The organism is Mesorhizobium sp. M1338, from assembly GCF_040318045.1.
In the GTDB taxonomy this organism is placed as follows: Bacteria; Pseudomonadota; Alphaproteobacteria; order Rhizobiales; family Rhizobiaceae; genus Mesorhizobium.
In genome coordinates this window covers 1-12,146 of the sequence record NZ_JAMYLL010000087.1, presented here as the reverse complement: position 1 = coordinate 12,146, position 12,146 = coordinate 1, and the positions used below count along the sequence as shown (strand labels likewise).

Annotated in this window: 14 protein-coding genes; 3 read left to right on the top strand and 11 right to left on the bottom strand. The window is 63.5% G+C overall.

The window, feature by feature from the left end; all coding sequences use genetic code 11:
• Window positions 1-99: 99 nt before the first annotated feature.
• Genes NKH19_RS32110 through NKH19_RS32080 form a run of 7 tightly spaced genes read right to left on the bottom strand, consistent with a single transcriptional unit; the run spans window position 100 to window position 6,699 of the window.
• A complete protein-coding gene (locus tag NKH19_RS32110; RefSeq protein WP_352873796.1) occupies window positions 100-687 on the bottom strand; it encodes an NAD(P)H-dependent oxidoreductase in 588 nt (195 codons plus the stop codon).
• The gene (locus NKH19_RS32105; RefSeq protein ID WP_352873798.1) at window positions 687-1,268 is read right to left on the bottom strand and encodes an NAD(P)H-dependent oxidoreductase; all 582 of its coding nucleotides are present in this window, start codon (window positions 1,266-1,268) and stop codon (window positions 687-689) included. The genes NKH19_RS32110 and NKH19_RS32105 overlap by 1 nt, the downstream gene beginning before the upstream one ends.
• A gap of 43 nt (window positions 1,269-1,311) precedes the next feature.
• A complete protein-coding gene (locus tag NKH19_RS32100; protein WP_352873820.1) occupies window positions 1,312-2,712 on the bottom strand; it encodes an FAD-binding oxidoreductase in 1,401 nt (466 codons plus the stop codon).
• A complete protein-coding gene (locus NKH19_RS32095) occupies window positions 2,712-4,013 on the bottom strand; it encodes a cytosine deaminase (RefSeq protein ID WP_352873800.1) in 1,302 nt (433 codons plus the stop codon). The genes NKH19_RS32100 and NKH19_RS32095 overlap by 1 nt, the downstream gene beginning before the upstream one ends.
• A 4-nt stretch (window positions 4,014-4,017) precedes the next feature.
• Window positions 4,018-4,869, bottom strand: coding sequence for an ABC transporter permease (locus NKH19_RS32090; protein WP_352873802.1), 852 nt, complete (start codon window positions 4,867-4,869; stop codon window positions 4,018-4,020).
• On the bottom strand, window positions 4,856-5,683 hold the full coding sequence (locus tag NKH19_RS32085) for an ABC transporter ATP-binding protein (RefSeq protein WP_352873804.1): 828 nt from the start codon (window positions 5,681-5,683) through the stop codon (window positions 4,856-4,858). The genes NKH19_RS32090 and NKH19_RS32085 overlap by 14 nt, the downstream gene beginning before the upstream one ends.
• A gap of 11 nt (window positions 5,684-5,694) precedes the next feature.
• Window positions 5,695-6,699: an ABC transporter substrate-binding protein gene (locus tag NKH19_RS32080; protein ID WP_352873806.1), complete on the bottom strand. Its 1,005-nt coding sequence runs from the start codon at window positions 6,697-6,699 to the stop codon at window positions 5,695-5,697.
• A gap of 265 nt (window positions 6,700-6,964) precedes the next feature.
• Between NKH19_RS32080 and NKH19_RS32075 the strand changes: the two genes are divergently transcribed.
• Both NKH19_RS32075 and NKH19_RS32070 read left to right on the top strand, forming a co-directional pair.
• The gene (locus tag NKH19_RS32075) at window positions 6,965-7,348 is read left to right on the top strand and encodes a RidA family protein (RefSeq protein ID WP_352873808.1); all 384 of its coding nucleotides are present in this window, start codon (window positions 6,965-6,967) and stop codon (window positions 7,346-7,348) included.
• Window positions 7,349-7,403: 55 nt separating this feature from the next.
• A complete protein-coding gene (locus NKH19_RS32070) occupies window positions 7,404-8,204 on the top strand; it encodes a creatininase family protein (RefSeq protein WP_352873810.1) in 801 nt (266 codons plus the stop codon).
• A gap of 3 nt (window positions 8,205-8,207) precedes the next feature.
• On the opposite strand, the gene NKH19_RS32065 is transcribed toward NKH19_RS32070, so the two are convergent.
• Together NKH19_RS32065 and cobD are read right to left on the bottom strand one after the other, a co-directional pair.
• The gene (locus NKH19_RS32065) at window positions 8,208-8,717 is read right to left on the bottom strand and encodes a tyrosine phosphatase family protein (protein ID WP_352873812.1); all 510 of its coding nucleotides are present in this window, start codon (window positions 8,715-8,717) and stop codon (window positions 8,208-8,210) included.
• Window positions 8,714-9,760, bottom strand: coding sequence for a threonine-phosphate decarboxylase CobD (cobD, locus tag NKH19_RS32060; RefSeq protein ID WP_352873814.1), 1,047 nt, complete (start codon window positions 9,758-9,760; stop codon window positions 8,714-8,716). Before cobD ends, NKH19_RS32065 begins: the two co-directional genes overlap by 4 nt.
• On the opposite strand from cobD, the gene cbiB reads away from it, so the two are divergent.
• A complete protein-coding gene (cbiB, locus tag NKH19_RS32055; protein ID WP_352873816.1) occupies window positions 9,759-10,727 on the top strand; it encodes an adenosylcobinamide-phosphate synthase CbiB in 969 nt (322 codons plus the stop codon). The genes cobD and cbiB overlap by 2 nt on opposite strands.
• Window positions 10,728-10,970: 243 nt before the next feature.
• Here the strand turns inward: cbiB and cobO are convergent, their stop codons facing one another.
• Both cobO and cobU read right to left on the bottom strand, forming a co-directional pair.
• On the bottom strand, window positions 10,971-11,585 hold the full coding sequence (gene cobO, locus NKH19_RS32050; protein WP_352873818.1) for a cob(I)yrinic acid a,c-diamide adenosyltransferase: 615 nt from the start codon (window positions 11,583-11,585) through the stop codon (window positions 10,971-10,973).
• 1 nt (window position 11,586) lies between these two features.
• The gene (gene cobU / locus NKH19_RS32045; protein ID WP_352983718.1) at window positions 11,587-12,075 is read right to left on the bottom strand and encodes a bifunctional adenosylcobinamide kinase/adenosylcobinamide-phosphate guanylyltransferase; all 489 of its coding nucleotides are present in this window, start codon (window positions 12,073-12,075) and stop codon (window positions 11,587-11,589) included.
• Window positions 12,076-12,146 lie beyond the last annotated feature (71 nt).

The following is a 12,146-nucleotide window of genomic DNA, read 5'->3' as shown; positions in this document are numbered from 1 at the left end:
CAAGCCATTTTCCGGCCTCGCTTCTTCACGCTTGACCACAGCACGAAGCAAATGTGTGCGCACGCTAGCCCACAAGGGGAGAAGGGAAAGTCGTGCCACTCAAAACCGCTCCAGCTTCGCCCGCACTTTCGCCAGAAACGCCGCCCTTGTCCGCGGCGTCGAGGAATCCATCAGATAGTGCGCCAGGAAAAAGGTCCGGCAACGCGTCGCGCACAGCGCCCGCATGCCGCGCAAAAGGGTCTTGCGTCCGGGCTGGCCGACGACGACGCTCCACCAGGTCGGCGCCCCGCAGGTGGTGATGACGCCGATCTTGGTCACATGCGTCATCAGCGACTTGATCCGCCCCTTGCCCGCCGGCAGCTTGAAAGCGACGTCCGTCGCCCACACCCGGTCGAGCCAGCCCTTCAGCATCGCCGGCAGCCCGTACCACCAGGTCGGATAGACGAACAGGATCGCTTCGGCCCAGTTGAGCAGCTCGAAATGCGGCCTCAGCGCCGGGTCCTGCGGCGCCTGATCATTGTAGGAGCGCCGCTCGTCGCAATTCATCACCGGATCGAATTTCTCGGCATAGAGGTCGAGCAGCCGCACCTCCCAGCCTCTTCGCGTCAGCACGTCCACGGCGGTATCGCGGATTGCGGCGCAGAAGCTATCGGGCACCGGATGGCAGTAGACCACCAGCGCGCGCATCAGAAGGCGCCCATGCTGGCTGCGACCCTTGCCACGAAGGCCTTGCGCGTGCCGTCGGTAGACAGGTTCATTGCATAGTGCGCGAGATAGCTCACCGGCGCACCCGGTTTTACGGTGGCGCGCAGCATACGCTTGATCAATTTGCGCGGCGGATCGCCCATCAGCAAGGCGCGGAACCGACTGCCGCCATAGGTGGTCACCGCTGCGACCTTACGGATGTTGTGCAGCGACGGCTGCACCTTGCCGTTGACGAGCTTGAACGACACGCCCGGCAAGAAGACGCGATCGAAGAAGCCTTTGAGGATCGCCGGAAAGCCGTAGTTCCAGACTGGATAGGAAAGCACCAGCGCATCGGCGCGCAGCAGGCGTTCGACATAGGAAGCCACCGCATCGGAGGTGCCGCGCTGGTTGTGATAGTCCAGCCTTTCCTCGCGCGTCAGCCGCGGATCGAAATCCTCGGCATAGAGATCGCAGTCGTCGACCGTATGGCCCGCCGCCGTCAACCGCTCGATGATCATCCGGTGCAGGCCGGCATTGAAGCTGGTCTCGACAGGATGGGCGTAGAGGACAAGGATGTTCACAGGGGAATATCCCCTAGGGTGTTCAAGCGCAAACCTGTCCTCATCACACCCTTTGCAGCCCCTTGAACAAAAAAGTCCGGCCCGACCGATAATCGTAATCCGGGTTCTCCCAGGCGATCATCTTGCCGGGATTGAGCAACCCTCGAGGATCAGTCTCCCGCTTGAAGGCAAGCTGCACCGCGTCGGTCTGCTTCATGCCGCCCTCTTCCAGCGTATAGCGGTGCGGGTTGAAGATCGGGCAGCCGTTCTCCTCATGCAGGCGCACGATCTCGTCGAGCCGCGCTTCGGTGGTGAACTTGACCAGCGGCAGGCCGAAGCAGGTGATGTTGCCGTCCAGCCGCACGAATTCGAGATGCGAAAAAACCTCCCCCGGAAACATCGCGTCCATCTTCTCGACCAGCGCCAACTGGTTGGGAAAGGGATAAAGCGATTGCAGATAGGTGATCGAAGGATCGACGCGCAGCGCCCTGAGCGTCGTGTGGTTCCAGGCCAGCTCATAGGCCGGCGGCAGGCCTTTTGTCTCGTCCGGCGTTGCCGTGGCCGCATTGAAGATCACCTCGCCACCGGCACGGCGGGTGAAGGCCAGGAAGGCATCCAGCCCATGCTGCGCCACCATGACGACGCAGATGCTTTGTCCCTCTTTCAGGAATTTCTGGTGCCGCTTGAAATAGAGTTGCGGCACGGGTGCCGCTATCGGCGTGATGAGCTTGGTCAGGATGCCGTCCTGGCACGCCAGCGCATTGCCGTAGCGCGCCGCATCCATGAAACGGTCGAAACCGATGATGACGTCGACCCAGTCGTAGGCAGCCGTCAGCGGCATTTCGACTTCGGTGATAATGCCGTTGGTGCCATAGGCGTGTGTGACCTTGTGCAGATCCTCACCGGTGAGCTCGAGCGCTTTCGGTTCTGCCTCCATGGTCACCACGCGCAGTCGAAGCACGTTGCCGAAGTCCCGCAGGCCACCGAAATTGATCGAGCCGACACCACCCGAGCCGCCGGCGATGAAGCCGCCGATCGAGGCCGTGTTGTAGGTGGACGGCGACAGCCGCAACTCCTGCCCGGAATGCGCCCGCGTTGCCTTGTCGATATCGGCCAGAATGGCACCGGGACCTGTCACCACGCGCCCCGGCGCGATCGATTTGATCTCGTTCATTTCGGCGAGGTTGAGCACGACGCCGCCCGAAAGCGGCATCGCCTGGCCGTAATTGCCGGTGCCGCTGCCGCGTGGCGTCACCGGCACGCCATGCCGGTGACAGGCGGCAAGCACGCGGACCAGTTCGGCCTCGTTCTTCGGCGTCACGATCAAATCGCCAGTGACATGATCGAGCTGCTGCTTCAGCACCGGGCTGTACCAATAGAAATCGCGGCTCTTCTGCTGGACGATGGCCGGATTGTCGTCGACCTTCAGGCCTTCGAGATCGCGTTTGAGCGCCGAAACGTCCATCATTCCACCATCAGTTCGTCGAGTTCGGCGTAGTCGGGCAATTGCCGGTCGATCGCCTTGCCGCCGCGCACGACGATGCGATCCGATTCGGGCCGCGACAGCAATTCCGTCCAGCTTCGACCTTTGAACACGATGAAATCGGCATCGCCGCCGGCGGCCAGCGTGCCGAAGCCATCGAGCCGCATCACTTTGGCCGGCGTTGCGGTGACAGCTTGCGGCCAGTCGGCAACCGGGTGATCGAAATGCAGGATGCGTGTCGCCATGCGGTAGACCTCCAGCATGTCGAGATCCCCATAGGCATAGAACGGATCGCGCGTGTTGTCGGAAGCGACCGCGACCGGAATACCCCTCGCCTTCATCTCGTGCAGCAGCGTCACGCCACGCCAGCGCGGCGTGGTGCCATCGCCGCGCCGGTCCTGCAAATAGAGATTGCACATCGGCAGCGAGACGACGGCGAGCCCGGCTTTCGCCACCTTGTCCAGCGTCTCGAGCACATCGAGGTCGGGCTGGCGCGCCAGCGAACAGCAATGGCCGACAAGGATATTGCCTTCGAAGCCGTTCCAGAGAGCGGCCTCGGCGATCTTCTTCAGCGATATGGCGGCAATATCGTCGGTCTCGTCGGCATGGAAATCGAGATCGAGGCCATGCTTGATGGCCTGCGCGAAGACATGGTCGAGCAGTTCTTCGAGGTCCGGCACCATATAGGTGACGACACCGAGCACGCCCTTCGCGGCCGCAACCCGTTTTGCCAGCCTGTCGAACCATTTTTTGTCGCGCACCCCCTCGATGCCAAGCAGGCAGGCGCCTTGCAATTCGATGCGGCCACGCCAGGCCTCGCGCATCGTCTCGAACACCGGCCAGGAGATCTCCTCCTGCGGTGCAACGCTGTCAATGTGGGTGCGCAGCGCCCTGGTGCCATGCGCGTAGGCCGAGCGCAGCGAAAAATCCATGCGGCGCGCCACGTCCTCGGCGCTCCAGCGTGCCACACGATCGGCGCCGGCGGCATTCAGCGCACCCATGAAGGTGCCGTCGGGATTGGGCTTTCGCGGCCAGATATGGCCCTTGTCGATATGCGTATGGCAATCGACGAAACAGGGCAGCACGATGCGGCCGCCAAGATCGATGGTACCGGCCAACACTTCTGCACGACGATGCGCGGCAATGCCGGCGATCTTGCCGTCGGCCACAGTGATGTCGGCGAGCGCGAAGCCATCGCCATCAAAGGCAGCACCAAGGCCCGGTGTCAGGGACGCGTGAAGCCGGACGTTGGCGAGCCGGTATGACCCTGTGTTGGGAATCAAGACCCTAGCGCTCCTGCTTCAGTGCGCTTTCGTGCCAGCGCCGCAAAATAAGATGCGAAATCAGCGACAGCACCAGGAAGATCAGGATGCCGGTGAGCGAGATCAAGAACAGCGCCGCGAACAACCGCGGCGCGTTGAGCCGGTAGCCGGCCTCGATGATGCGCGAGGCAAGGCCAGACGACTGGCCGGTGGTACCTGCGACGAATTCTGCCACCACGGCGCCGATCAGCGACAGGCCGCCGGCGATCTTCAACCCGCCGAGGAAATAGGGCATCGCCGCCGGCAGCCTGAGATAGCGCAACTGCTGCCAGCGCGTCGCACCATTGAGCTTGAACATGTCGCGCAGATTGCGGTCGACGGAGTTGAGACCGAGCGTGGTGTTGGACAGGATCGGGAAGAAGGCGACGATCCAGGCGCATAGCAATAGCTTGGTCGTCTGGTCGTTCACATAGATGTTGATCAGCGGAAAGATCGCCACGATCGGCGTCACTTGCAGCACGATCGCGAACGGGAAGAACGACATCTCGACCCATTTCGACTGCGCGAACAGCACCGCCAGCCCGACCCCGCCGATGACGGCCAAAGCCAGGCTGAGGAAGGTGATGCGCAAGGTGACCAGCAGCGAGGAGAACAGCAGGCCGGCGTCGTTATAGAGCGTCCACAGAACCACGCCGGGACGCGGCAGGATGTACTGCGGAATCTGGTTCCATACGCAGATGCGGTCCCACAGCCAGATCGCCAGGATCATGATCGCCAGCGGCAGCACCCAGCGGCCGATCCGCTCGAAGCGTTCCTGGCGCACCCGGCGTGCTTCCTCGGGGTCGAGTTCGAGCACCTGCTCGTCAATGGCCGTCATGGTGTGTGCCTGCTGTTGAGTTGATGGCCTTGACCAGCACATCGGAGGCCTGACGGCACAGTGCCGCATAGTCGGGCGAGGTGCGAAACGCCTCGTCGCGCGGATAGCTGGCCTCGATCGCGAGTTCGTCGAACACCCTGCCCGGCCGTGCTGCCATGAGGACGACGCGGTTGGAGAGAAAGACGCTTTCGAAGACGCTGTGGGTGACGAACACGACGGTGAAGCGTTCGTCTTGCCACAGCTCCAGCAGATCGTTGTTGAGCTTGAAGCGAGTGATCTCGTCGAGTGCCGCGAACGGCTCGTCCATCAGCAGCACGCGCGGCTTGTTCACCATGGCGCGCGCGATCGAGACGCGCATCTTCATGCCGCCGGACAGTTCGCGCGGCACCGCGTTCTCGAAACCGGTCAGGTGCACCCGCGCCAGCATTTCCGTCACCACTGGCGTGGCCTTGGCACGGCTGATGCCCTTCAGCCGAAGCGGCAGCCAGACATTGTCGAAGACGTTTGCCCAGGGCAAAAGCGTCGGCTCCTGGAAGACGAAGCCGATGTTCGAGCGGTCAAGCGCGCCGCCGCCGCGCCAATCGAGCACGCCGGAGGTCGGCGTCGACAGGCCCGCGATTAACCGCAACGCCGTCGACTTGCCGCAGCCCGACGGCCCGAGCAGACTGAGGAAATCGCCTTCCCTGATCGTCAGGTCGACATCGCTCAGCGCCGTCACGCCGTTGGAAAACACCTTGCCGACGCCACGCAGCGCCAGAAGCGTCGGGGCTGTATCCGACGCAGACGGCGCTGGCGCCACTTTTTCCTGCATCATGCCGGGACGGCCTACTTCTTCAGCTCGAGCCCGACGCCCTTGTTGACGAAGGTCAGCGTGTAGGCCTTCTTGATGTCGATGCCGGCTGGCGTGACCTTGGCCTTGACCATCTTGTCGTAGAAGCTCTGGACCCGCGCGTCGGTCATTGCGCCGATGCCGAGCTTTTCCGTGTCGCCGGAATCGGCCAGGCCGAACTTCTTCATCTGCTCGATCGAGAACGCGATCTGGTCGTCGCTCATGTCGGGATTGTCTTTCTTGATCATGTCGTTGGCGGCCTTGTTGTCGCCGTAGAGATATTTGTACCAGCCCTTGGCCGAACCATCGACGAAGCACTGGACCACCTCCGGCTTCTTGTCGATCGTGTCTTGCATCACTTCGATCGTCGTCGAGTAGGTATCCCAGCCATAGTCGGCAAGCAGGAACTGGTTCGGCACGAAGCCGCCTTCCTTCTTGACCGCGAACGGCTCGGAGGTGACGTAGCCCTGCTGGATCGACTTCTTGTTGGCGAGGAATGGAGCGGTGTTGTAGGTGTAGGGCGCGCGCTTCGAGGCATCGAAGCCGAGCTCGATGACCATCCACTGGAAGAAGGTCTGCACGCCCTCGTCGCCCAATATGTACTGCTCGGCGTTCTTCAAATCCTCCCATTTGTCGAGCCCCTCGCCGGGGTGGGACATGATGACCTGCGGATCCTTCTGGAAGTCCGCTGCCACCACGCGCATCGGAATGCCTTGCTGGACGGCATCGAAAGCCGACAGCAGATTGCCGCCCATGTAGAAATCGATCTTGCCGGCCAGCAGCATCGGCCGGCCGCTGACCTGCGGACCGCCCTGCATGATGGTGGCGTCGAGGCCGCAGGCGGCATAGGTGCCGTCCGCCACGGCCTGATAATATCCGCCATGTTCCGGCTCGGCCAACCAGTTGGTGCCGAAGGTGACTTTTTCATTCGCAGCGGCACTCAGCGTGCCGGCTGCAAGCAGAGCCACCACCGCCGCCGAAATCTTCTGTTTTCCGTACATCGACACCACCCTTTGTTTGCTCTGGCGCGCCACGCGCCAGGCTCGACACCAAGATTCAAGAAGCAAGACATATGCCACCAGCCCCTCGCGCCGGGACCGCCCGCTTGCACCACAGCCATCTGCGAAAGCCGGACAAGGTCGTGCTGCACCAGAGGCATCGTGCCTATTTTTTGAACGCCTGTCCACAATCGCCCCGGGAACATGCACCGCCATCTTGAAGGTGTGACGGGTCAGGCCTTAGGCTGGCGGCATCCAGGAGATTGCCATGTTCAAATTCCACACCCCGAAGTCGATCAAGCCGCCCTTTGCCCGCTACAGCCATGGCGTCGAAGTGCCGGCCGGCAAGCGGTTGGTACTGTGCTCGGGCCAGGTTGCCATTACGGCGGACGACGAGATCCCGGAAGACGCCGGGGCACAGGCCGAGCTCTGTTTCCGCAACATCGAAGCGGTGCTCGGCGAGGCCGGACTGGGTCTCGGGGACATCGTGCGCATCAACGCCTATGTCACCGACCGCGCACATCTGCGGCCCTACATGGATGTCCGCGACCGGCTGTTTTCGAACCCCGCGCCGGCCTCGACGCTGATGATCGTCTCCGGATTCGCGCGGCCCGAATTCAAGGTCGAGGTAGAGGCGATCGCGGCGGGGTGATCGACAGGCCATCCTTCCCGCGCTAGGTCTGACTCATCCATTGAAGAGGCGTGGCATGACCGTTGCAAAAAGACGCGTGTGGTGGGGCGACTACCGGACCACCGAATACGCCTCGATCGATCCGGAGGCGACGATCGCCGTGCTGCCGCTGGCGGCGATCGAGCAGCATGGACCGCATCTGCCGGTTTCGACCGACAGCTCGATCATGAACGGCATGCTCGACACGGTCATTTCGCGCCTGCCCGACGATCTCGACATCCGCATCCTGCCGGTGCAGGCGGTGGGCAAGTCGAACGAGCATCTTCACGCGCCGGGCACCCTCACGTTGCCGGCAACGACATTGGTCGATGCCTGGACTGAGCTTGGCCTGTCGATCGCGCGCGCCGGCGTACGCAAGCTGATCGTCGTCAATTCGCATGGCGGCAACGAAGAGATCATGGGCATCGTCACGCGCGAATTGCGCGTGCGCGAGAAGATGCTGGCGGTGAAGACCAGCTGGCAGCGTTTCGGCCGCCCGGCCGGCATGTACACCGAACTCGAGGACCGCCACGGCATCCATGGCGGCGATGTCGAGACCTCGCTGATGCTGCATTTCCGACCGGACCTCGTCGACATGGGCAAGGCCGATAATTTCATTTCCAGTGTCGCCAAGGCCGAGAAGGAATTCTCGCTGCTGCGCCACACCGGCACCCACGCCTTCGCCTGGATCGCTGGGGATCTCAACCCGAACGGCGTGGTCGGCGACGCCAGCATCGCGACATCGGAAAAAGGCCGGCTGACGGCAGAATATCAGGCCGATGGTTTCATCAGCCTGCTGCGGGATGTGCGCAAGGCGAAACTCGCCGACTGGCTGTAATAGCTAGAGATCAATCTTGAGCGCGAAAGGCGTGCCTTCAAAGGCATCCGCACCACGCCCGATCGATTCGATCGCCGCGACCATGCGGCCGTTGCGATCAAGCAGCGTGTCGGCCACCGCAATCAGTCGCGGATTGGGTGTCGCCGATGGGGACAGCGCCCGCAGCGTCCGAGCCAGTTCGGCCTCGTCGCGTTTCGGCGCCAGTGCTGCCGCGATAATGTAGGCAGAGGCGGTCGAGCGGCTGATGCCGGCGTAGCAATGCACGACCATCGGCCTTGCCCGGTCCCATCGGCGCGCGAAATCGAGCAGGTTGCGGACATGATCCTCGCCCGGCATGGTCATGCCGTCTTGCGCCACCGCAATGTCGTGCATGACCAGATGCAGATGGTTTTCCCTAGAGATCGAGGCCGGCCGGACCACCTCCGTTCCGGCGGCAAGCAGCGACAGCATGCGGTCGGCGCCGGTCCTGGCCACCGTTTCCTCGATCTTTGCCAGCGAGCAGACATGGATCATTGTTTTGAATCCTTCAATTGATCCTGGCGCCGCGCCGCCCAATCGGCAAGGGCGGATTCGAGCCGCCGCCATTCATCCTGACTCCCCGGTAGGCCGGCGCGCAGGACATGCGGCCGGTCGGCGAAATGCCGAAGCAGGATGCCGCGCTCGCCAAGTGCGGAAAACAGATCGGCGGCATCCGGCAGGCGGAGGAAACGGTACAGTGTGGTGCCGCCCGCGACGGGAATGCCGAAGCGGCCGAACAGTGCATCGAGCCGCGCCGATGCAGCCGCAAGGAATGCCCGCATCGCGTCCTGCCAGCCGATATCGGCAAGCGCGCGGATGCCGTATTCCAGCGCCGGGCCGGCGACGGCCCATGGCCCGAACTGCGTCTCCAGCCGTTCGACCGTCGCCGAATCGGAAAGTGCGAACCCGAGCCGCAGCCCGGCCAGGCCGAAAAACTTGCCGAACGAACGCAAGACGACGATACCACCCTGCCCGACATCGCCAGCAAGGCTATGTTCGCGCGGGCCGACATCCATGAACGCCTCGTCGACGACCAGCAGCCCGCCCCTGGCGCGCAGTCCGGCGGCCAGCGCCAGCAAACGGTCGCGCTCGACGATGCGTCCATCCGGATTGTTCGGATTGACGACAATGGCAAGGTCGGCGTCCGCCAGCGCTTCGAAATCGTTGACCTCCACCACCTTGTGCCCGGTGATCGCCGCAGCGCGGGCATGTTCGGCATAGGTCGGCCCCAGCACCAGCGCCTTGCCGGGCGCGATCAGCGATGCGACGCGCGGCAACAGGATCTGCGTGCCCGGTGCCGCCGCGACATTGGCTGGCGACGGCGCGCCATAGGTGCTGGCCGCGATCTCTACCAAGTCACGCGTGCGCGCGGCTTCCGGCAATCGCGACAGCGAGGTGGCGGGCAGGTCGAAAAGCGGGTAGGAGTGCGGATTGATACCGGTCGAGAGGTCGACGAAAGGCCGCGAAGCGTTGGGGAAAAGCGCCCTCGCCCGGCCAAGACTTCCACCATGGTCCACCGCTCCTTCAAGAAGCTTCATGTCAGTCCTGATCGCTTTCCTGTCATTAGCCGTCGAATTCGCCCTCGGTTACCCCGACTGGCTGTTTCGCGCCATCGGCCATCCGGTGACGTGGTTCGGCAGGCTGATATCCTTTCTCGACCTCAGGCTCAACCACGCCACTGATCCCGACGCACTGCGTCGCAAGCGCGGTGTCCAGGCGCTTCTGGTCATCGTGCTGGTACCGGCGATAATCGGCCTCGGCATGCAGATCCTGCTCTGGTTCGTTCCCATGGGGCTCATCATCACTGCCCTTCTGGCAACCTCGCTTCTGTCGCAGAAGAGCCTTTACGAGCATGTCGAGGCGGTGGCCGACGCGCTCGACACCGGAGGCCTCGCTTTGGGCCGCGTTGCCGTCTCGCGCATCGTCGGCCGTGACCCCGAAACGCTGGACAGCGCCGGTGTCAGCCGCGCTGCGATCGAGAGCTTGGCCGAGAATTTTTCCGATGGCATCGTCGCTCCCGCTTTCTGGACCGGAATCGGCGGCCTCGCCGGCGGCGCCGCCTACAAGGCCGCCAACACCGCCGATTCGATGATCGGTCACCGCACCCCGCGCCACGAGGCGTTCGGCTGGGCGGCGGCGCGCTTCGACGATTGGATCAACCTGCCGGCGTCACGGCTGACGGCAGCGCTGATCGTGCTGGCGGCGTTCCTGGTCAAAGGCGCCGATCCCCGCGGTGCCTGGCACGCGGTGTGGCGCGACGCGAAAAAGCACCGCTCGCCCAATGCCGGCTGGCCGGAGGCGGCGATGGCCGGCGCGCTTGGTCTCGCACTCGCCGGGCCGCGCAGCTACGGCGGCGTCTTGGTCGATGACGTCTTCATGGGTGGAGGCGGACGGCGCGAAGCCGACAGCACCGACATAAGGCAGGCGCTGAAACTCTATCGCGTCGCCGACACCCTCCTGATCGCGCTGTTCGGGCTGGTTTCGATCATTGTCATTATGGTGTGATCTACTTCACCCTCCCCCCTTGTGGGGGTGAGGCGTGTCCAGCCGAAGGCTGGCGAAAAGCCAACGATTTGGTTTTCGAACGCCGAACGCACGGAGCCATAGCGGAGGGCGGTCGTGCAGGCCGGGTCCCCGCTGCCTGCGGCAGCGTCCCGGCGTTCGCCGGCCTTTCAGCGCGCCACCGGCGCGCTGAATTCGCTGACGCGAACCGGCTGCTCACCCCCACAAGGGGAGGGTAAGAAAGGATCAGAACTCAATCCCCTGCTGCGCCTTAACGCCCGCGGAAAAATGATGCTTGGTTACGCCCATCTCGGTGACAAGATCGGCCGCCTCGACCAGCGCCGGCTTGGCATTGCGGCCGGTGACGACGACATGCAGGCCCTCGCGCCGGGCTTTCAGCGCCGCAACCACCTTATCGAGATCGAGATAATCATAGCGCAGCGCGATATTCAGTTCGTCAAGCACCAGCAGGCTGATCGACGGGTCGGTCATCAGTTCGAGCACCTTGGTCCATGCCGCTTCGGCCGCGGCGATGTCGCGCTTCAGATCCTGCGTTTCCCAGGTGAAGCCCTCGCCCATCGCGTGCCAGACGACGCGGTCGCCGAAGACGGCGAAGGCGTCCTTCTCGCCGGTATGCCACTTGCCCTTGATGAACTGGACGACGCCGACGCGCTTGCCGTAGCCGAGCATCCGCAGCGCCAGGCCGAAGGCGGCCGTGGTCTTGCCCTTGCCCGGGCCGGTGTTGACGATCAGCAGTCCCTTCTCGACCGTCTTGCTCGCCACCTCGGCATCCTGCACCGCCTTGCGCTTGGCCATTTTGGCGCGGTGGCGTTCTTCGTCCCTATCGTCGATGTCGGTCATGTCATTTCACCTTGAGCGGAAATCCCGCCACCATCAACAGCACCGTATCGGCGATAGCGGCCACCTGCTGGTTGAGGCGGCCGGCGGCATCGCGAAAGCGGCGCGCCAATGCATTGTCCGGCACGATACCCTGGCCAACTTCATTGGAGACCACGAACCAGGACCCGCGCGGCCGCGACAGCACGTCCGCCAGCCGACGGCATTCAAGCTCGAGATCGTGATCGGCCAGCATATGGTTGGTCAGCCACAGCGTCAGGCAGTCGACAAGCACCGGCTGGTCGTCCGGCAAGGCCTTGAGCGCACCGGCGAGATCGAGCGGTGCGTCGATGGTCGTCCAGCCTTCGCCGCGCCGCGAGCGGTGCAGCGCGATGCGCTCGCGCATCTCGTCATCATAGGGTTGCGCCGTGGCGATATAGGCCCATGGCGAGGGCAAGGCCGTCGCCAGGATTTCGGCGAGCGCGCGCGTGGCGGCGCCCCCCCCCCCGCACATGATTGGTAGCGTGGTGGAATGCCGGTGCATTATAAAAAAAAGAAACGGCCCCCGAAAGCATAAATTTATAT